General features: G+C 67.1%; 16 protein-coding genes. 9 read left to right on the plus strand and 7 right to left on the minus strand.

The features are described 5' to 3' along the window. Positions 1 to 177: 177 nt before the first annotated feature. Genes E3O65_RS02290 through E3O65_RS02300 form a run of 3 tightly spaced genes read right to left on the minus strand, consistent with a single transcriptional unit; the run spans position 178 to position 1960 of the window. On the minus strand, positions 178 to 627 hold the full coding sequence (locus E3O65_RS02290) for a DoxX family protein (RefSeq protein ID WP_134362138.1): 450 nt from the start codon (positions 625 to 627) through the stop codon (positions 178 to 180). Next, complete coding sequence (locus tag E3O65_RS02295; RefSeq protein WP_134362139.1) at positions 624 to 932, minus strand: hypothetical protein; 309 nt, start codon at positions 930 to 932, stop codon at positions 624 to 626. Before E3O65_RS02295 ends, E3O65_RS02290 begins: the two co-directional genes overlap by 4 nt. After that, positions 929 to 1960: a 1-phosphofructokinase family hexose kinase gene (locus E3O65_RS02300; protein WP_241985824.1), complete on the minus strand. Its 1032-nt coding sequence runs from the start codon at positions 1958 to 1960 to the stop codon at positions 929 to 931. Before E3O65_RS02300 ends, E3O65_RS02295 begins: the two co-directional genes overlap by 4 nt. 24 nt (positions 1961 to 1984) lie before the next feature. On the opposite strand from E3O65_RS02300, the gene E3O65_RS02305 reads away from it, so the two are divergent. The 6 genes from E3O65_RS02305 to E3O65_RS02330 all read left to right on the plus strand — a co-directional run bounded on the left by E3O65_RS02305 (position 1985) and on the right by E3O65_RS02330 (position 10553). Continuing rightward, complete coding sequence (locus tag E3O65_RS02305; protein ID WP_134362140.1) at positions 1985 to 2398, plus strand: VOC family protein; 414 nt, start codon at positions 1985 to 1987, stop codon at positions 2396 to 2398. An 11-nt stretch (positions 2399 to 2409) separates the two neighbouring features. Then, positions 2410 to 3405: a DUF389 domain-containing protein gene (locus E3O65_RS02310; RefSeq protein ID WP_134362141.1), complete on the plus strand. Its 996-nt coding sequence runs from the start codon at positions 2410 to 2412 to the stop codon at positions 3403 to 3405. Between the two features lie 26 nt (positions 3406 to 3431). Next, positions 3432 to 4163, plus strand: a complete 732-nt coding sequence (locus E3O65_RS02315) for a glutamine amidotransferase (protein WP_134362142.1) — start codon at positions 3432 to 3434, stop codon at positions 4161 to 4163. 44 nt (positions 4164 to 4207) lie between these two features. After that, positions 4208 to 6355, plus strand: a complete 2148-nt coding sequence (gene malQ, locus E3O65_RS02320; RefSeq protein ID WP_134362143.1) for a 4-alpha-glucanotransferase — start codon at positions 4208 to 4210, stop codon at positions 6353 to 6355. Positions 6356 to 6549: 194 nt separating this feature from the next. Beyond that, the gene (locus E3O65_RS02325) at positions 6550 to 8496 is read left to right on the plus strand and encodes an alpha/beta hydrolase (RefSeq protein WP_134362144.1); all 1947 of its coding nucleotides are present in this window, start codon (positions 6550 to 6552) and stop codon (positions 8494 to 8496) included. Positions 8497 to 8849: 353 nt separating this feature from the next. Further along, positions 8850 to 10553: an AMP-binding protein gene (locus E3O65_RS02330; protein ID WP_134362145.1), complete on the plus strand. Its 1704-nt coding sequence runs from the start codon at positions 8850 to 8852 to the stop codon at positions 10551 to 10553. Here the strand turns inward: E3O65_RS02330 and E3O65_RS02335 are convergent. From E3O65_RS02335 to E3O65_RS02350, 4 genes are read right to left on the minus strand one after another with little or no spacing between them, the layout of a single operon-like run. After that, positions 10543 to 11967, minus strand: a complete 1425-nt coding sequence (locus E3O65_RS02335; protein WP_134362146.1) for a maltokinase N-terminal cap-like domain-containing protein — start codon at positions 11965 to 11967, stop codon at positions 10543 to 10545. The two genes, E3O65_RS02330 and E3O65_RS02335, sit on opposite strands and share 11 nt — an antisense overlap. A 4-nt stretch (positions 11968 to 11971) precedes the next feature. Then, positions 11972 to 12490: a GNAT family N-acetyltransferase gene (locus tag E3O65_RS02340; protein ID WP_134362147.1), complete on the minus strand. Its 519-nt coding sequence runs from the start codon at positions 12488 to 12490 to the stop codon at positions 11972 to 11974. A 28-nt stretch (positions 12491 to 12518) separates the two neighbouring features. Next, complete coding sequence (locus tag E3O65_RS02345) at positions 12519 to 13724, minus strand: MFS transporter (protein ID WP_134362148.1); 1206 nt, start codon at positions 13722 to 13724, stop codon at positions 12519 to 12521. 59 nt (positions 13725 to 13783) lie between these two features. Further along, the gene (locus tag E3O65_RS02350; RefSeq protein WP_166785624.1) at positions 13784 to 14461 is read right to left on the minus strand and encodes a GntR family transcriptional regulator; all 678 of its coding nucleotides are present in this window, start codon (positions 14459 to 14461) and stop codon (positions 13784 to 13786) included. A gap of 81 nt (positions 14462 to 14542) precedes the next feature. Here E3O65_RS02350 and E3O65_RS02355 point away from each other — a divergent pair, with 81 nt between their 5' ends. The 3 genes from E3O65_RS02355 (at position 14543) to pflA (ending at position 19319) form a co-directional block, all read left to right on the plus strand. Next, positions 14543 to 15928 (plus strand): FAD-binding oxidoreductase, encoded by a 1386-nt coding sequence (locus tag E3O65_RS02355; RefSeq protein ID WP_134362163.1) that lies wholly within the window; start codon positions 14543 to 14545, stop codon positions 15926 to 15928. 231 nt (positions 15929 to 16159) lie between these two features. After that, positions 16160 to 18418, plus strand: a complete 2259-nt coding sequence (gene pflB, locus E3O65_RS02360; RefSeq protein ID WP_134362150.1) for a formate C-acetyltransferase — start codon at positions 16160 to 16162, stop codon at positions 18416 to 18418. 43 nt (positions 18419 to 18461) lie between these two features. Beyond that, positions 18462 to 19319: a pyruvate formate-lyase-activating protein gene (pflA, locus tag E3O65_RS02365; protein ID WP_134362151.1), complete on the plus strand. Its 858-nt coding sequence runs from the start codon at positions 18462 to 18464 to the stop codon at positions 19317 to 19319. Positions 19320 to 19687 lie beyond the last annotated feature (368 nt).

Raw genomic sequence — 19687 nt, forward strand, 5'->3', positions numbered from 1 at the left:
GGTTAGCGGCGCCGCCCCCGGCGTCGAACCAATTCGACGGAGATTTACCTGAAAATGCCCGATTCCGGGGTGTGGCGGGCCAGTTCGGGCAAAATCTCCGTCGAATTCGTTCGCGATGCGGGACGGAACACCACGGGACGGAACACCACGGGACGGACCCCGGCCGCCGCAACCCTGCTAGGAGGCTGTGCGGCTCGCCCGCCAGGCGCGCCACGCTCCGGTCGCCCACAGCACCCACAGCACGAGAACGGGCTGAAACAGCAACCGGATGCCTCGGGCCATGTCCGTGTCCAGACCGAAGGAGTCCGTCTGCGTCACGAACTGGGAGATATTACCCGGGAAGATCGCCAGGAAGAACACGGCGACGACCCAGCCCACCTGCACCTGACGCCGGGCCAGCAACAGCAGCGACAGGCCCAGGGTGATCTCGACCACTCCGGAGGCGAGCACGACGAAATCGCCCTCGAGCGGCAGCCACGTGGGCACCTGGGCGAGGAACGCTTCCCGGTTCCAGGCAAGATGACTGATCCCGGCGAAGAGAAGGAAGGCGCCCAGAGCCAACCGGCCGATCAGCCGGGGGATCGAGCGTGGGGTTCGGTCGGTTGCAGTGGCAATGTCAGTGGTCATGCGTCGACCTTAGCTGCGATTTCGGCGTCGGTCCGAGCGTTGAAGATGCCCCACATCACGTGCGTCGGGCCGCTGCCGTCGCTGTTGGGGGCCGCGGCCCTGCTGACCCAGCGCTCCGCGGCTGCGGTGGCGCCAAGGGCGGCCAGGGACGGGGCGATGCGTGTCTTGCGCATCGTGCCGGCCATAACCCGGCCGTCGGCAGCGAGCCGCCAACTGCGGCTGGCGGCGAGCACCTGCCCGACCTCCTCGTCGGTGAGCCAGCGGGAAAAGCTGCGGCTGGGCGCAACGATTGCGGTGAGCCTCATGCGCGTGCCAGCAGCTCGGCCTCGAGGCGCTCCACGTCGGCGCGGTGGCAGAGTTCGGTCGCCGGCGTCATCGCTGTCGCGGTACCGGCGGCAACGGCGGCCCGGAAAGCCCGGTCCACCGGGTGCCCCTGCGCCATCCTGAGCACGAAGGCGCCGAGGAAGCTGTCGCCGGCACCGACGGTGCTCTGCACCGTGACCTGCGGCACCCCGAGACGGATGATCCCACTCTTCGAAGCGAGCACCGCACCCGCTCCGCCTAGTGTCAGTGCCACAATCTGCGCCGACCCGCGGGCGACGAGCTCGACGGCCGCGTCGATCTTGCTCTGTTCGGTGTCGAGGGTTGCGCCGACAAGCTCGCCCAGCTCCCGCCCGCTTGGTTTGACCAGGTAGACGCCCTCCGTGAGCGCCGCCGCGAGCGCCGGGCCGGATGTGTCCACGACACAGTGGGCGTCGCGCTCGTGTGCGAGCCGGGTGACGCGGGCATAGAAGTCGTCCGGAACTCCCGGCGGCAGGCTTCCACTGGCGACCACGTACCCGCCCACCGGAATTGACTCCTCGACGACGGCGAGGCAGGCTCGCCACTCGGTCTCACTGAGCTCTGGACCCTTCAGCACAAAGCGGAACTGCTTGCCTGTCCCCGTCTCGTCGACGGTGAAGCTCTCGCGAGTGCTTCCCTGGATCGGCACCGCCACGGTCGGGATGCGTTCGGCTTCGATCAACCGACGGAAGGCCTCCCCGGTCGGTCCGCCGGCGGTGTACACGGCCAGAGCTTGCCCGCCGAGCCGTTGCACCACCCGGGCGACGTTCACGCCGCCGCCGCCCGGGTCGAGGCGAGAACGGCCACAGCGCATCTTGTGCTCGCTGACCACCTGCTCGGTCGACGTGCTCACATCCAGAGCGGGGTTGACGGTGAGAGTGAGAATCGGTCGCAGAGCAGGTGCCCGGGAGTCGTCCATGCCTCCAGCGTAGAAGACTTCCGGGAATGCCTCGTGTTGGATCGGGGTCAGGCCGATAATCAGAGCATTCACCCACCGAATTCAGGAGGTTCCACCATGTCGACAACGCTCAACCCCTACCTCGGATTCCGCGACAACGCCAGGGACGCGATGGAGTTCTACCAGAGCGTCTTCGGCGGGGCGCTGACTCTCAGCACCTTCGCCGAGTTCCAAGCCAGTGACGATCCGACCGAGCAGGACAAGATCATGCACGCCATGCTCAGCACCGACAGCGGTTTGGTCCTGATGGGCTCCGATACGCCGAACCGGATGGAATTCCGGCCGGGCACCAACTACTCCGTGTCACTCAGCGGCGACGAGGAGTCGGTGCTGCATGGCTATTGGGACAGGCTGTCGGCCGAAGGCACCACCGTCATGCCGCTGTCGCCCTCGCCGTGGGGTGACAGTTTCGGCATCTGCGTCGACAGATTCGGCGTGAGCTGGATGGTCAACATCGCCGTACCGGCCTAGATCCGCGACGGATGGAGATCAAGCTGCCCCGTCTCGCGATGAACGACGTCGCCTATATGCGGGAGACCGTGTTCTACGAGGGGCCCCGTTTTCGCGAGCGGGTCAGCCGGTTCTGGATTCTGCTCGTCCTGGCGTCGGTGATCGCCGCCGCCGGCGTCGCCTCCGATTCAACGGCGACCGTGATCGGGGCGATGATCATCGCCCCGCTGATGGTTCCGATCCAGGGCACTATGCTTGCCACGGTCCTCGGAGACCCGACGAATCTCAGCCGTTCGATCGGCCTGATGCTGGCGGGGGCGGCCGCCGCCGTCGGCATTGCCGTGCTGGTCGGGCTGCTGCTGCCCGTCGACGTGGTGGCCGAGAACAACTCGCAGGTCGCGGCCCGGGTGCATCCCCGTCTGATCGACCTTCTCGCGGCCCTGGGTACAGGGGTGGTCGGTTCGATTGCCTTGGTGCGCCGGGACATCTCCGACGCCCTGCCCGGGGTGGCCATCGCGATCTCTCTGGTGCCGCCCCTCTCGGTGGTGGGCTTCACCCTCGAGGCTGGGGCTCTGCTGCAATCGATCGGCGCGCTGCTCCTCTTCATGACGAATGTGGCGGCGATCCTCGGCACCGGCATCGTCGTGATGGCCCTCTACGGAGTCAACCGCCTGGGCGAGGCCCCGGCCACCCAGCGGGGGCGCCGCACGCATCGCCGCAACGCAATCCTGGTCGCCGCCGCCATGGCCGTGATCGTCCTCGTGCCTCTGAGCGTGTCGAGCGTGAGCGTGACCCGCTCGAGCCTGTTCGAAGCATCCGTGCAGTCGGTGTCAGAGCGCTGGGCAACGGATGCAGGCTGGCGGCTGGAGCACGTGACAACCGCTCCCGACAACACGGTTGTCGTCAGCGTGGAGGGACCCCTCCCGCTGCCGGACACGACCCTGCTGGAGCAGGCACTGCGCTCCGGCGGACTCAACCCCAGGCAGGTGCGGGTCGTGCTGGTTCCCGCCTATACCGTCGACTACTGATTTCGGGCCGACGCTACGATGAGGCTGTGAAGCCCTTCCTGCTGCTGGCCACCCGTTCCGAGGATGAGGCCGCCGATGACGAGTACGCCGGTTTCCTCGAGGCCGGGGGGCTGACGCCCGAGCAGCTGCACCGGGTGCGGCTCGAGGCCGGTCCGATGCCGTCGATCGACCTGGACGCGTACTCGGGCATCATCGTGGGCGGCAGCCCCTTCAACGCGAGCGATGCCCCCGCGGTCAAGTCGCCCGTACAGCTCCGCGTCGAGCGTGAGCTGGCTGAACTCCTCGACCGGGTTCTGGCCAGGGACTTCCCGTTCCTCGGCGCCTGCTACGGCGTGGGGCTGATCACGAGCCACCTGCGCGGCACGCTCGACGGAACCTGGTCGGAGGAGGCCGGCCCGACCTGGATCTCGCTCACCGATGCCGGGGCATCCGACCAGTTGTTCGGTCGGCTCGCACCGAGCTTCGAAGCCTTCGTCGGCCACAAGGAGGCGTGTTCGATGCTCCCCGACGGGGCCGTGCTGCTCGCCACCGGGCAGAACTGTCCCGTGCAGGCGTTCCGGGTCGGCCGAAACGTCTATGCGACGCAGTTCCACCCCGAGCTCACCAATGCGGGCATCCTGACCCGCATCCGCATCTACCGGGAGTACGGCTACTTCGATCCCGATGCCATGGAAGACGTCATCGCCGCCATCGACGCCTCCATTGTCACCGAACCGGCCAACCTGATGAAGGCGTTCGTCGAGCGCTTCGGTCGGTGAGCCGGGCGCCGGTTCGGGGCAGGGACCGCACTTAGAGTGGATCCATGGAACTTGACCCAACCGACCGGCCTGCGGCCGCGCTGCTGGAACTGGCACGATCTCTCGGCGTCGACACCACCTTCACCGGCTGGGACGGTGCCGCCCGGTCTGTCGAGGCCAGCACGCTGCGCGCGGTTCTGGCCGCCCTCGGAGTGGCCGCCGGCACGCCCGCCGAGATCGACGCGTCGCTGACAGAACAGGTCCTGGCACCCTGGCGCCGGCTCCTGCCGCCCGTCGTGGTCGTGCGTGAGGGCACCGCGGCCGACGTTCCCGTGCACGCTCACCCGGATTCGACGGTGCGGGTCTGGATCATCGCCGAGGACGGGTCCCGGCACGACGTGTCCCAGCAGGCCACCCCGACGACCCTTCACACTGTCGACGGACTGCCGGTCCGCGAGTCGACGTTCGTGGTGCACCCCCGACTACCCCTCGGCTGGCACACCCTGCACGCCGAGGCCGATGGCCGGGAGGCGGACTGCGCCCTCGTCGTGACCCCGCCGAGGCTCGAGACCACCCGAAACCTGGCCGGGCACCGCGACTGGGGTGTGATGGCACAGCTGTACTCCGTGCGCTCCTCGCGGTCCTGGGGGATCGGCGATTTTGCCGACCTCGCCGATCTCGCGACGATCTCCGGCACCCAGTACGGTGCCGGCTTCGTGCTGGTCAACCCCCTGCACGCGTCTGAGCCGTGCCCACCGGTCGAGCCCTCCCCGTACCTGCCGTCGAGCCGGAGATTCTTCCACCCGCTGTACCTCCGCGTGGAGGACGTGCCCGAGTACGCGTACCTGACTCCGGAGGCGCGGGCCGTCGTTGAGTCGCTGGCGACCCGGCAGCATCCGGCCAACCTGGAGGCGGGCCATCTTGACCGTGACTCCGCCTACGCTGCCAAGCTGACCGCGCTGGAAACCGTGCACCAGGTGCGCCGCAGCGCCGCGCGCGAACACCGATTCCAGACGTTTTGTGCCGAACAGGGCCAGGGTCTCGCCGACTTCGCGCTGTGGTGCGCCCTGTCCGAGCTGTTCCCGAGCGATGCGCCGGAATGGTCGGTCGAACCCCGCGGCCCTCGCGGTCCCTTCGCCGCAGCGAACCGGGAAAAGCTCGCCGACCGGATCGAATTCCATTGCTGGCTGCAGTGGCTCTGCGACCAGCAGCTCGAGACTGCGCAGCGTGCGACAGCGGAGGCCGGGATGTCCATCGGCATCGTGCACGACCTCGCGGTCGGGGTGCAGTTCACCGGATCCGACGCCTGGACCTTGCGCGACGTGCTCGCTCCGGGCATGACCGTCGGCGCGCCGCCGGACATGTTCAACCAGCAGGGCCAGAACTGGTCGCAGCCGCCGTGGCATCCGGGCCGGCTGGCCGAGTCTGGATACGCCGCCTACCGGGACATGCTCCGCAGCATCCTGCACCACGCCGGCGGCATCCGCGTGGACCACATCCTGGGACTGTTCCGTCTCTGGTGGATCCCGGTCGGGGCCGGCCCGGGGGAGGGCACGTACGTGCACTACGACCACGAGGCGCTGATCGGCATTCTCGCCCTTGAGGCGCAGCGGGCCGGGGCGATCGTGATTGGCGAAGACCTCGGCGTGTTCGAGCCGTGGGTGCGGGACTACCTCGCCGAGCGCGGGATCTTCGGCACGTCGATCCTGTGGTTTGAGCGAGAGGCCGACGTGCCGCTGGCGCCCGAGCGCTACCGACAGGCGTGCCTCACCAGCGTGAACACCCACGATCTGCCCCCGACAGCCGGCTACCTCGCCGGCGACCACGTAGCCCTGCGCGAGTCGCTCGGGCTGCTCGGGCGGCCGGTGGCGGAAGAGCGTGCAGCCGACCTCGCGGAGCAGTCCGCGATGCTCGCCGCCCTTCGAGAACGCGGCCTGCTGCCGCCGGTCGGCACCGAACCGGCCCCGACCGTGCAGCAGACCGTCGAGGCGCTGTATGCCTACACCGCACTGACGCCCTCGTCGCTCCTCGGTGTTGCGCTCGTGGACGCGGTCGGAGAGCGCCGCACGCAGAACCAGCCCGGCACCACGAACGAATACCCCAACTGGCGTGTCCCGCTGGCCGGGCCTGACGGCGTGAGCGTCCTGATCGACGACCTGGCAACCAACCCGCGCTTCGCCGCCCTGGTCGAGGCGATCCACACCGGGTCCTGATCAACAATGCCCGCTCGTCACCGCTCGGTGACGAGCGGGCATTTCACTTGTATTCTGTGCACGCTCCCAGTAACGTTTCCTTCGGTTGCGTATGAGCTGATCCCGGATCAATTCGGCGCAATTGGGAGCGTTCACGGAGACGCTGCGACAGTTCCGCAAGCACGAATGGATTCACAACGATGGAGTTGGAGAGCATGGATCAGAATCGAACGCATCCTCGGAGGGCGCGGGTGTCAGCCCGACGCATCCTGACCGCGGCAGCGGCGGCCCTCGCAGTTGCCGTCGCACCCCTGACGCTCGGGGGGACGACGGCGCCGGCCTTCGCGGCCGGCGAGTCCACGGTCAACCTGGACCTGGCCGGACAGTGGCAGTTCTCCCTGGGTGACGACCCCGCCTGGGCAGACCCGGCCTTCGACGACTCGGCCTGGTCGACCGTCGAGGTTCCGCAGGTCGGCGGCGGGGAACAATTCGCCGACTACGACGGCTTCGGCTGGTACCGGCTCACCTTCGACCTGCCGGCCGGGGCGGAGGGCACCAACCTCGTCGCCTCCCTGGGCTTCATGGACGACGTGGACGAGGTCTACCTCAATGGCACCCGAATCGGTGGTTCGGGCTCGCTGCCGCCGAACGCCCAGAGCCAGTGGTTCGAACAGCGCTTCTACCCGGTTCCGGCCGATGCTCCGGTGTTCGGCGGGAGCAACACCCTTGCCGTCCGGCTCTACGACATGACCGGCGGCGGTGGCTGGTATCAGGGTCCCGTGGGGCTCTTTTCGAAGGATGCCCTGCGCGAGAGCGTGCTCGGTATCTCCGGGCCGCTGGCTGACCCGGGGTCGACCGGATGGATCGCCGACATGCTGGCGGAACAGGCATCCGCTCTCGCCGCCGGCGACGTCGACGGCTATGTGGCGACCCTCGCGGACGGCTACTTCCACGACGGGCGTGACCGGGATCGTCGCGAGCGGGAGCTGAGGGACTGGATGGCCGACTCGGGCACCCTGACCCTGACCGACGCCAGCGTGGAGATCGTGCAGAGCAGCGACGGCCGGCTCATTGTCGACACCAACCGAACGATCAGCGGCACCAGGGACGGAGTTCCATTCAGCTTCCAGCCCACGAGCCAGGAGTTCCTCACTGTCGATCCCGGCTCGGAGCGGGAGCTGGGCAACCAGTCCCGTTTCTTCCGTGACTACGTCGAGTCTCAGGCGGAAAACGCGCGCCGCGAGTACGTCACCTACCTTCCGCCGTCGTACTTCACCCAGCCGAACCGCGAATTCCCGGTGGTCTACCTGCTGCACGGGTTCAACGGCGGCAGTCGGGAATGGGAGCCGCGTGATTTCGGCACCAAGCTCGACGAGTTGTATACGACCGGCGGTCTGGCCGAATCCATCGTGATCATGCCCGACGGTGAATCCCTCTGGTACGTCGACCACGAGAACGGCACGCCCTGGCGCACCATGTTCGTCGATGACCTGATCCCGCACGTCGACGCCGAATACCGAACGCTGGCCTCCCGGGAATACCGCGGCCTGTCCGGCGTCTCCATGGGTGGGTTCGGCGCCTACTCACTCGCCCTGGCCTACCCGGAGCTGTTCTCCTCGGTGGCTTCGCACATGGGTGCGCTCAACCTGTCGGCAGCCCAGGTCGGCGTCACGTCTCCGGGCGGTCCGGATGCCCAGGTCCAGTCGCCGCTGACGGTCGTCGCCGGCCTGTCCACGGAGGCGCTCTCGCGGTACGACTACTTCTTCGACGCCTGTGAATTCGACGACTACGTGTTCGACGAGGCTGCCCGCAGCTTGAACACCCTGCTCACCGAGAAGGGAGTCGACCACACCTGGGCCGTCTACCCGGAGGGGCGTCACAATGACGCCTGCTGGGTGCCCCGCATCTCCGACTCATTCGGTATGCACTCCGATCACGTGCGCGCGGCCGGCCTGGTCGAGAACAATGGACCTGGCGTTGTCACCGGCGTCCCCGGACCCGGCACGGACACGGGGGCAACGGCGGCCATATCGGCCGCCCCTGCCCTGGCCGCGACGGGGGTCAGCGTCGGGGGCACTGTCCTCGCAATCCTCGCCCTGCTGGTAGCCGGCGGCACTCTCCTCCTCGCACAACGCCGGAAGGGAGCGCCCAGGGCGGAATAGGTGGGCGTCATGGTTGACGAAGCAGCCTTCGTTCCCGAAGAGTCCGCCGAAGGGCGCGCTGCCGTCCAACCCTGACAATCCCGACCACCTCCGGATCGACCTCGACCAGCGGCCCAGCCGGGCACGCAACCGACAGGTGGATCCTCGAGCGCGCTGGAGGTGGTCGGTCTGCGCCCGCAAGACGACGGTGTGACGGTGGTCGTCGACGCCGCACTCGGCGGGCGACTCCCGTGTCGGCAGCACGGTTCGCCGGGGCGGGGGCCGGCCGTGCGGTTCTTGCGCTGGGACCCGCGCCTCAGTCGATAGAGCGACGTATGCCGTTCCCGGTATTTGTTCGGAGGAAAATGGAACGGATGACCACCCCAACGAGCACCACACACTTCCGAAGCGCGCGCGATCGCCTTCTGCAGCTTCGAGACGGTCATGCGCGTGCCGTGGCCGAATTCGAATGGCCGGATGTGGGTGCGAACTTCAACTGGGCCGTGGACTGGTTCGACGTCGTGGCCGTGGGCAACGACAAGACCGCACTGTGGATCGTCGAGGAAGACGGCCGGGAGCTGAAGGTCACCTTCGCCGAGATGTCGGCGCGCTCCGATCAGGTGGCCACGTGGCTGACCGGCCACGGCGTCGGGCGCGGCGACCACGTCATGCTGATGCTGGGCAACCAGGTCGAGCTTTGGGAACTGATGCTGGCCATCATGAAGGTGGGCGCGGTCATCCTGCCCACCTCCACGGTGCTCGCGACCGGCGACCTGGCCGACCGCGTTCTCCGCGGTGGGGTGCGGCATGTGATCGCCAATGCCGGCGACGCCGCGAAATTCGACGAGGTGCCCGGCGACTTCTCCCGCATCTGTGTGGGCGCTGCCACCGAGGGCTGGGCCGACTACGCGGAGGCCGCGCTCGTCACGGCCGAGAAGCCGGCCGTGGTCGTCTCGTCCGACGACGCCTCCCTGATCTACTTCACGTCGGGCACCACGAGCAAGCCCAAGATGGTGGTGCACACCCAGACGTCGTACCCGGTGGGGCACCTGACCACCATGTACTGGATCGGCCTCCGCCCAGACGACGTGCACCTGGCGATCAGTTCTCCCGGGTGGGGCAAGCACGCCTGGAGCAGCTTCTTCGCGCCGTGGATTGCCGAGGCCACTGTCTTTGTCTACAACTACGCCCGGTTCGACCCGCACGCCCTCGCCGACCAGCTTCACCGCGCCAAGGTCACCACGTTCTGCGCCCCGCCGACCGTGTGGCGCATGCTGATCCAGTCCGATGTCGGTGACAAGCCCCTGGGCCTGCGCGAAATCCTCTCGGCCGGGGAGCCGCTCAACCCGGAGGTCATCCACCAGATTCAGCGTTCCTGGGGCCTGACGATCCGGGATGGCTATGGGCAGACCGAGACAACGGCGATCGTGGGCAACGCTCCGGGATCCACTCTCAAGGCCGGTTCGATGGGGCTGCCCCTGCCTGGCGTGGCGATCACGCTGCTCGACCCCATCACGGGCGAGGAGTGCGACGAGGGTGAGATCTGCCTGGACCTGTCGCGCACCGCGGTCAACTTGATGGCCGGTTATCACGGCGACCCCGAGCGCACCCGGGAAGCGGTCCGTGACGGCTATTTCCACACCGGTGACGTCGCCAGCCGCGACGCCGACGGCTACATCACCTTCATCGGCCGCACCGACGACATCTTCAAGTCCTCCGACTACAAGGTCTCACCGTTCGAGGTCGAGAGTGTGCTGCTGGAACACCCCGCCGTCGCCGAAGCCGCCGTCGTGCCAGCGCCCGACGACACCCGGCTGAACATCGCGAAGGCCTACATCGCCCTGGCGGCCGGCTGGGATCCCGACGCCGCGACGGCGCTGTCGGTGCTGCGCCACGCCCGCACCGGCCTGCCTCCCTACATGCGCGTGCGGCGGGTCGAGTTCTTCGAGCTGCCCAAGACCAGTTCCGGCAAGATCCGCCGGGTCGAACTGCGCATGCGTGAGGATGCCGCAGCAGCCCAGAAGCAGATCCTGCCCGACGAGTGGCGCGACGACCAGTTCCCCGAGCTCAAACGCTGACGGTCGAGACCAGGCTTCGAACGGCCTCGAGCGGAATCGGCAGCCACGACGGTCGATTGAGGGTCTCGTAGACGGCCTCGTAGATGGCCTTGTCGAGTTCGAACGCGTCGAGCAGGGCTTCCTGACCGGCCAGGGTCCGGCCGGACCGTGCCGCGTACCCGTCGAGGAAAGCCTGCCGGCAGGCGGCACCCCACTCGGCAGTGCCCTGATGACGGACGGGCGGGTGGTTCCCGGGCGCGGACCGCTCCACCGTGCCGGCCACGTACGAGAACGAACGCAGCATCCCGGCCACGTCCCTGAGCGGGACATCCGGCCCGGTCCGATCGATCAGGGGACGCAGGGGCTCACCCTCGAAGTCCACCAGAACCCAGCCGCGGCCGGGAACCTCGAGAGCCTGGCCGAGGTGCAAGTCGCCGTGGATGCGCTGCAGTCGGGGCCAGTGCGCCTCCTCCGCCCGTCGGAAGACTGCTTCGACGGCCTTTTCGTAGCCGGCCAGGGCTGGCACGTCCCGGACGGCACCGTGAAATCGCTCGCGCATCCGGTCCAATTCGGCGGCGATGACCGCGGGGGTGGCTTCCCGGGTCGGCATCACGGCGGCCAGGTCCGCATGCACGGCGGCGGTCGCCTCTCCGAGCGCCCGTGCCTGCTCGCTGAAGTCTTCTCCGGCTCCGGCCGAGGCCAATGCCGCACGCCAGGCATCTTCGACACCCGGCAGAAACTCCTGGGCGAACGCGAGGTGTCCGGTCAGCCACGACCCCGGACGCATTGGATCGGCCCATTCGCCGACCACGCAGCCCACCGGCTCGGGCACGAACCGTGAACCGGCCCGGGCCAGCGCCGACTGCACGGAAACGTCCGGGTTCTCGCCGCCGTGCAGCATCCGGAACACCTTGCAGATCACGGGACGCACGGCACCTCCGGCGGCGTCGACACCGTCGAGGATGATCGACGTGTTGGACTGCTCACCGCTCAATACCCGACTGGTGACGATCACGGCCGGCCCGTCACCGGGAACGGCGTCGAGCAGGAGCTCCCCTCGTGCGCCTGCGTCGGCGGGCCCGGGTACGGCGGAATCTTCATTCAGGATGAAGGCGAGTAGGGCCAGGCAGTAGGCAGGGTCGCCGGGACCGTCGTACAGATAGCTGCCGCCCGCAGCTCTGATCAGGGCGGCGTCGCCGCCGGGCAATGGGAGCCGGCGCTCGGTCAGCGGCAGTTGATAGAGGGTGGGGGTGGGGGCGCTTTCATCGAAGACCAGCTCGGTGCGGATGTCCACGCCCGGCTCGGTCGCCGGGAGCGTCCACCGGCCGATGCTGACGAGGCGGGGAACCTTGCCCCGCCCGGCGAACCATCGCTGTGTCGCGACCCAGTGGTTGAGGTGGTCCGGGAGTGCGATTACGCGACCGTCGTCAGTCATAGCGTCAGAGTACGCCCGGGCCGGCGACGGGGGCCGCCAGGAGGGAGACCACGACCGTGTCACCCTTCGTGGACTGCTCGCCGATCGGAACGAATCCCAGCCGGGAGTGGAACGCCAGCGACCGTGGGTTCGCCGGTTTGACGTTCACCTCGCAGAAGACCTCGCCGACCTCGGCCTCGTCGGCCGCGGCGAAGATCGCGGTGTAGAGGAGCCTGCCCAGACCCTGGTTCCGGGCTGTGTCCGACACTACGATTCGGTCCACGTAGAGGAAGGAGTCCGACCGGGCGGAGAACCACCGGTAATTCTCGCTCGCGTAGTCGGCGCCGGCGCCGAAGAGCACCGCGAAGCCGAGCACGTGGTCGGGGGCCGCGTCGTGCACCACGCCGAGGGTGTGGCTGCTGGCCGCGAGTAGGGCGGTGAGGCTGGTCGTGTCGTGCGGGTTGACGGCTGGCACGGCCGCGTTGTTCAGCGCGAGTACGGTGTCGGCGTCGGTGGTGCGGAGACGGCGGAGCGAATATGGCATGCAATGACGATAAACCACCCGGCCCGGCCTATTTCGCGGGTCTGCTCCCGCGGATCCCGACGGCGACCAGCGCGAGGCAGATGGCACAGACCGCGAACAGGCCACCCAGCAGAACCGTGTAGCTGGCCAGTGCGTTGAGCCCGGCGAAAAGGACCGGCAGCAGGAAACCGAGATAGGTCAGGCTGTAGTAGACGCCGGTGATCCCGGCGAGGTCGGCCGGCGTCGAGATCTTCTGGATCTCGACCAATCCGGCCACAATGCACAGGCCGTACGCGGCGCCGAGCACGATGGCGCTGAGGAGCGCCAGCAGCGGGGACAGTACGATCGCCGTCGCCACGCTGAGGGCCACTCCGACCAGCATCACGCTCATCCCGACCACCAGCGCCCGACCGCCGGTCAGCCGGTTGATCCGAGCCACCTGCGGCTGCACGAACGCCCCGGTACCGAGCGTCACGACCGTGAGCAGGGTGGCATAGGCGAGGTTCAGGGTGCCGAGCTGGTCTTCGACCAACTTGGGCATGATCGCGTATGCGATGCCCGCCGCGCCGAACACCCAGGGGGCGGACGGGGCGATCACGCGCACGAAGCTGCGATGCCCGGCCAGCGGAACCGCCAGGTCTCGCCAGAACGGTCGGTGGGCCCGGTATCGCGGGACGGTTTCCGGCGCTCTTATCAGCGGGCGAAGCACCAGCAGACTGATCACGATGTGCACGAGGTAGGGCGACAGGGTCGGCAGGGGCCCCCATTGCGCGAGCGCGCCGGCCACACCGGCTCCGAGCCCGAAACCAATCGTGAGGGTGAGGGCCGGCCGCCTGGCTCCCGCCGTCTGGCCAGCCTGGCGGTCGAACGGCGGGCTCGACAGTTCCTTGAGCCAGGCCGTGCCCACCGACATCGCCACGCCCACGCTGAGGCCGGCGAGAAAGCGTCCGGTGCCGAGCATGACCGCACTCGAAAACCCGAGGCCGAGCAGGACGCTGGCGAGAATACCCACGAGCACGCCCGCCAGGATCAGCGGTTTGCGTCCGTAGCGGTCTGAGAGGGCTCCGGCCAGCAGCAGACCCGGCACCAGGCCCACCACGTAGAGGCCGAGGAAAAGATCGGCCATGACCACGGAATAGTGACCGAGTGATTCGTACATGTGCAGGAGTGGGGTGAAGTGGTTTCCGCCCCAGGCCATGACGAACAGGGCAGGTGCGGCGAGTTGCCAGGCAGGGACGGTGCGGCGGAAAATCATGGTTCTTTTCTGTACGGGAGCTGGCGGAACGGGGAGATGCGGGGGGCGGGCGTGCAGGGTCAGGGTCTCAGAAGCGCGTGGTGACCGTCTTCCACGTGCTGACGCAGGGCCACCTCGTACGACAGAGTGTCGCCGCCACGGAGGTGGCGGGCGAGGATGCGATGCTCGGACACAAGACGGGTGAGGCTCGCCGGATCGCGCAGGGCCACCCGGTGTACGAGGCGTTCGAGACGCGGACCCAGCCGGGCGTAGATCCCGTCGATCACTCGGTTGTGCGTCTCGTCGACGATCCGGGCGTGGAATGCGTGGTCGGCGCGCGCGAACGTAAGCAGGTCACCTGCCTGCGCGGCATCCTCTTGGATGCGGATCAGATCCTGCAGGGCGGCGTCGACGCGCGGTCCGTCGGCGGGGCGCGCGCTGAGGAGGGCCACCGCCGCGTTCTCGAGCATCACGCGAACCTGAAGCAGCTCGGCCGTCTCCGTGTCACCCAGAGCGGTGACGACCGCACCCTTCTTGGGGAAGAGCGTCAGCAGTCCGTGGGCCTCGAGGGCAAGGAACGCCTCCCGCACGGGAGTGCGACTGATGGCCAGGGCCTGGGCCACCTCACCCTCGGTGATCAAGGAGCTCGCGGCCAGCCTGCCTGTGACGATGGCCTCGGCGACATCCGCATAGACCCTGTCCACCGCCGATGGTGCCGCGGCGGACGTCGTGCCATGGGACCCCTGGAGAAAGCTCATCATTTCACTCTAGTCATAGATGCATCAATAAATGCAATCGGAGCCAGCCGGCATCCCCGGGAATAGAATTCAAAGGTGACCATGACAGCCCTGCAACCGACCACCGTCCTCGCACAATTGGCCCTCGCCGTCCCGGCCGCCCAGCTTCTGACCGGGCCGCGGGCCGACGCCTATCTGCGTGACCAGTCGGACGGCACTCCCGCCGGCACACCGCTGGCGGTTGTTCTCCCGGCCAGCACCGAACAGGTCGCAGCCGTCGTGCAGGTCGCCGCGGCCCACCGAATCCCGATCGTGCCCCAGGGTGCTCGAACGGGCCTGGCCGGCGGTGCCAATGCAATCGAGGCCGGCATCGTGCTGAATCTGACCCGAATGAACACCATCGTCAGCGTCGACACGGTGAACCAGACCGCGACGGTGCAGGCAGGCGTGCGCACCTACGCCCTGGCCCGAGCGGCCGCAGCGGTCGGACTGTTCTACCCACCCGATCCCGGGTCCTGGAAGGGCTCCACCCTCGGCGGCAACGTCGCGACCAACGCGGGTGGGATGCGGTGCGTCAAGTACGGGGTGACGGGCAACTTCGTGCGCCGGCTGACCGTCGTGCTCGCCGACGGCTCTATCGTGCACACCGGCCAGCGCACCATCAAGGGCGTCTCCGGGTACGACCTCACGGCGCTCCTGGTCGGCTCGGAGGGCACCCTCGGAATCATCACCGAGATCACGGTCGGATTGCTGCCGGCCCCGGCCGACGCCTCCGGGGTATCCGCCACGTTCGCCACGACGGAAGCCGCCCTGGCCGCCGCGGCCGTCATCGTCGCCTCCAACCGCCGGCCGAGCGTGCTCGAATACCTGGACGGTCCCTGCATCGCCGCGATCAACGACTTCGACCCCGAGTCCCGGTTGCCGGCCGATGCCGCCGCGCTGCTGCTCATCCAGTCGGACCAGGCGGGTCAGGCGCACGCGGACGTCGACGAGTACGCCGCCATTCTGACGGCCGGGGGAGCCTCAACGGTGTCCGTCGCCCACGACCCGGAGCACCTCGACGAGCTGATGAGTGCCCGCCGGCTGCTCCAGCCCGCGCTGCAGGCCACCCGCGGGTCCAGCCTCAACGAAGACGTGACCGTGCCTCGGTCCCAGCTGCCGGCGCTGCTGGCCGGGCTCACGCAGATCTCCCGGGAGCTGGCGGTTCCGATCGGCACCGGCGGACACCTCGGCGACGGAAACCTGCACCCCATGATCGGTTTCGACGCCGCAGTGCCGGCGCAGGTCGATGCGGCTCATCGCGCATTCGGCCGGGTGATCGCCCTGGCCATCGCTCTCGGCGGCTCTGCGTCCGGCGAGCACGGCATCGGCCTGCTTAAGAAAGATCACCTCGATGACGAGCTCGGTCCAGTGCTGCTGGAGTTGCAGCGCCGGGTCAAAATGGCCTTTGATCCGGACTCGATTTTGAACCCCGGAAAGAAACTCTGAAGTGATCGCATCCTCTTGACCACGCGTGCGTGACACGCGGAAAAACTCCGCACAGCCAGAACGGTACGAATTCGCGTTTGGCCGTGCAAGACGGGAGTAGTGTTGAAAAAGAGGGCAAGTCACGGTGCATCGTCGCATTAGCCGGAGCCTCGTGGTCCTGCTCTCTCGGCCCGACTGTGGGAGAGACACTTTCGCGGAGGGTGTCTCGATCCCACGAGGAGAGCAACCTACATGACAATAACTGACGATGTTCGCAGCGGAACGGATGATGCCGGTCGGACTGAGTTCGTCTCCGGCCCTTGGCAGGATTCGATCGATCTGCGCGATTTCATTCAGCGCAATTACACGCCCTACCTGGGCGACGCAAGCTTCCTCGCCGGCGCGACCGCACGCACGACGGGCATTTGGGACAAGCTGTCCGCGATGTTCCCCGAGGAACGCCGTAAAGGTGTTTACGACGTCGACGCCACCACGCCGTCGTCCATTACGGCCCACGCTCCGGGCTACATCGACCAGGCCAACGAGGTAATCGTCGGACTGCAGACGGATGCGCCGCTCAAGCGCGCCATCATGCCGTTCGGTGGCTGGCGCATGGTCGCCACCTCCCTCGAGACCTACGGCTACCCCGTGTCGCCCGAGCTCGAAAAGATTTTCACCGATTATCGCAAGACCCACAACACCGCAGTCTTCGACGCGTATACGCCCGCAGTCCGCCGTGCGCGCAGCAGCCACCTGATCACGGGGCTGCCCGACGCCTACGGCCGTGGCCGCATCATCGGCGACTATCGCCGTGTTGCCCTCTACGGTGTCGACGCCCTGATCGCAGGCAAGAAGAACGACCGTGCCGAGATCGACATGGAGCCCTCGACCGAGGACGTCATCCGGGCACGCGAGGAGAACTCAGAGCAGATCCGGGCCCTCAAGGAACTCATTCAGATGGCGGCCTCCTACGGCTCCGACATCTCGAAGCCGGCCACCACCGCGCGCGAAGCCGTGCAGTGGCTCTACTTCGCCTACCTCGGCGCCGTCAAGGAGCAGAATGGTGCGGCAATGTCGTTCGGGCGCAACGCGGCCTTCCTCGACGCCTACATCGAGCGCGACATGGCCGCCGGAATCCTGAACGAAGAAGGAGCCCAGGAGCTTATCGACGACCTCGTCATCAAGCTCCGCATCGTGCGCTTCCTGCGCACCCCGGAATACGACGAGATCTTCGCCGGAGACCCGACCTGGGTCACCGAATCGCTCGCCGGCATCGGTGAAGACGGCCGTCCGCTCGTCACCAAGACCACGTTCCGATTCCTGCAGACGCTGTACAACATCGGTGCAGCACCCGAGCCGAACCTCACCGTTCTCTGGAGCGACGCTCTGCCCGAGGGCTTCAAGCGTTTCTGCGCGCAGGTGTCGATCGACACCTCGGCCATCCAATTCGAGTCCGACGAGATCATTCGGGCCGAGATGGGTGACGACGCCGCGATCGCCTGCTGCGTCTCGCCCATGCGCGTCGGCAAGCAGATGCAGTTCTTCGGTGCACGCGTCAACGCCGTCAAGGCGCTGCTGTACTCGATCAACGGTGGCAAGGACGAGGTTTCCGGCAAGCAGATCGCCCCGGCAACCGTGCCGAACGCTGAAGAGGTCCTGACCTACGACACCGTTTTCCCGGCCTATCTGGAAACGCTCGAATGGCTCGCCGAGACTTACGTCACGGCCTTGAACTGCATCCACTACATGCACGACAAGTACGCCTACGAGCGTCTCGAAATGGCGCTGCACGACAAGGAGATCATCCGCACGCTGGCTTGCGGCATCGCCGGCCTGAGCGTGGTTGCCGACTCTCTGTCGGCCATCAAGTACGCCACTGTACGCCCGGTGCGCGACGAGACCGGCCTGGTTGTCGACTACACCATCGAAGGTGAATTCCCTCAGTTCGGTAACGACGACGACCGCGTCGACACCATCGCCGTCGACGTGATGGAGCGGTTCATGAAGATGATCCGCAAGCACCCGACCTACCGCGGCGCGATCCACACCCAGTCGATCCTGACGATCACGTCCAACGTGGTCTACGGCAAGGCCACCGGCAACACGCCGGACGGCCGTCGCGCGGGGGAGTCGTTCGCTCCGGGTGCCAACCCGATGAACGGCCGCGACACCCACGGAATGCTGGCGTCGGCTCTCAGCGTCGCCAAGCTTCCTTACAGTGAAGCGCAGGATGGCATCTCGCTGACCAACACGGTCGTTCCCAGTGGTCTCGGCCACACCAAGGAAGAGCAGATCACGAGCCTGGTCGGCCTCATCGACGCGTTCACGTCGGCGACCGGTTACCACATCAACGTGAATGTGCTCAACCGCGACACGCTCGAGGACGCCATGGCGCACCCGGAGAACTACCCGCAGCTGACGATTCGCGTCTCCGGCTACGCGGTGAACTTCGTTCGCCTGACCCGCGAGCAGCAGATGGATGTCATCAGCCGCACGTTCCACTCGCACTAATTTTCACTGATATCAACGCGGCGACGCTGAGTAGGACGAGACAATGCCAGCAGTAAACCTCGGCCTGCCCAGCGCCGGCGTCGCTGTCTCCCTGATGGACGGCTCATCCGTGAGCAGTGAGCAGGCCGACCTGGCCGAACTCCACCATCTCGAGATGGAAGCAATCCACAACGGAACAGTTGCCAGCGTCCACTCGTGGGAACTTGTCACGGCCGTAGACGGTCCGGGCACGCGACTGACACTCTTTCTCTCCGGGTGTCTACTGCGGTGTCAGTACTGCCACAACCCTGACACCTGGAAGATGAAGGACGGGCTTCTCACCACGCTGGACGACCTCGTCGCCCGGGTCAAGCGCTATAAAGGCGTCTTCGACTCGACCGGTGGCGGGTTGACCATCTCCGGTGGGGAGCCGCTCATGCAGCCCGCTTTCGTGACGCGCCTCTTCGAGGAGTGCCACAAGCTCGGCGTGCACACCACTCTGGACACCTCCGGGTTCCTGGGCAAGAGTGCGTCGGACAAGCTGCTGGACAACCTCGACCTCGTCTTGCTCGACGTCAAGTCGGGCCTCCCCGAGACCTACAAAGAGGTGACCGGCCGTGATCTCGCACCAACGATCGCGTTCGGTGACCGCCTGAGCGAACGAAACATTCCCGTTTGGGCGCGTTTCGTTCTCGTCCCGGGTCTCACCGACGCCGTCGACAACGTCGACGCCGTCGCCGAGATCGTGTCGCGCTGGCCGAATGTCGAGCGCGTCGAGGTTCTGCCCTTCCACCAGATGGGTGAAGACAAATGGGACCGATTGAACATCCCCTATCCGCTCCACGGGTCGAATCCTCCGGATGAGGCACTGCTGGAGCGGGTTCGGGGCCAGTTCGAGGCCCGCGGGCTGACGGTCTTCTAACTCGAGAATCAGACGAGGCGTGGCATCTCATCAGATGCCACGCCTTTTCTGCGCACTAGACAGCGGATGCCGCCCGTCAGGCAGCCAGAAACCCTGCGCATCACCTCAACCCAAGTACACACAGGCATGAATCGCGGCAGAACGCGAGGCGCAACGGTGACCACCGTCACGGCAACTTCCCCGGACACCGTCAGCAGTCAGCAGCGAGCAGTCAGCAGTCAGCAGTCAGCAGCCAGCAGGGTGAAGAGGGCACTTCGGTCGCCGAGGACGCTTCCTTCCTGGGTGGCACCCCCGTCGTCGACCCTTTTTCGTTTGCGCAACCCCCTATCCCCTGAGCGAAGCCCAGGTTTGCATGCTATGAGACCCGA

Source organism: Cryobacterium breve (genome assembly GCF_004402375.1).
Lineage (GTDB): Bacteria > Actinomycetota > Actinomycetes > Actinomycetales > Microbacteriaceae > Cryobacterium > Cryobacterium breve.

What these genes read in the sequence shown, in the direction of transcription:
- E3O65_RS02290 (WP_134362138.1), bottom strand. Translation starts at nt 627, where the DNA reads ATGACCACTGACATTGCCACTGCAACCGACCGAACCCCACGCTCGATC.
- malQ (WP_134362143.1), top strand. Translation starts at nt 4,208, where the DNA reads ATGGAACTTGACCCAACCGACCGGCCTGCGGCCGCGCTGCTGGAACTG.
- E3O65_RS02325 (WP_134362144.1), top strand. Translation starts at nt 6,550, where the DNA reads ATGGATCAGAATCGAACGCATCCTCGGAGGGCGCGGGTGTCAGCCCGA.
- E3O65_RS02305 (WP_134362140.1), top strand. Translation starts at nt 1,985, where the DNA reads ATGTCGACAACGCTCAACCCCTACCTCGGATTCCGCGACAACGCCAGG.
- pflB (WP_134362150.1), top strand. Translation starts at nt 16,160, where the DNA reads ATGACAATAACTGACGATGTTCGCAGCGGAACGGATGATGCCGGTCGG.
- E3O65_RS02355 (WP_134362163.1), top strand. Translation starts at nt 14,543, where the DNA reads ATGACAGCCCTGCAACCGACCACCGTCCTCGCACAATTGGCCCTCGCC.
- E3O65_RS02330 (WP_134362145.1), top strand. Translation starts at nt 8,850, where the DNA reads ATGACCACCCCAACGAGCACCACACACTTCCGAAGCGCGCGCGATCGC.
- E3O65_RS02310 (WP_134362141.1), top strand. Translation starts at nt 2,410, where the DNA reads ATGGAGATCAAGCTGCCCCGTCTCGCGATGAACGACGTCGCCTATATG.
- E3O65_RS02295 (WP_134362139.1), bottom strand. Translation starts at nt 932, where the DNA reads ATGAGGCTCACCGCAATCGTTGCGCCCAGCCGCAGCTTTTCCCGCTGG.
- E3O65_RS02340 (WP_134362147.1), bottom strand. Translation starts at nt 12,490, where the DNA reads ATGCCATATTCGCTCCGCCGTCTCCGCACCACCGACGCCGACACCGTA.
- E3O65_RS02345 (WP_134362148.1), bottom strand. Translation starts at nt 13,724, where the DNA reads ATGATTTTCCGCCGCACCGTCCCTGCCTGGCAACTCGCCGCACCTGCC.
- E3O65_RS02335 (WP_134362146.1), bottom strand. Translation starts at nt 11,967, where the DNA reads ATGACTGACGACGGTCGCGTAATCGCACTCCCGGACCACCTCAACCAC.
- E3O65_RS02350 (WP_166785624.1), bottom strand. Translation starts at nt 14,461, where the DNA reads ATGAGCTTTCTCCAGGGGTCCCATGGCACGACGTCCGCCGCGGCACCA.
- pflA (WP_134362151.1), top strand. Translation starts at nt 18,462, where the DNA reads ATGCCAGCAGTAAACCTCGGCCTGCCCAGCGCCGGCGTCGCTGTCTCC.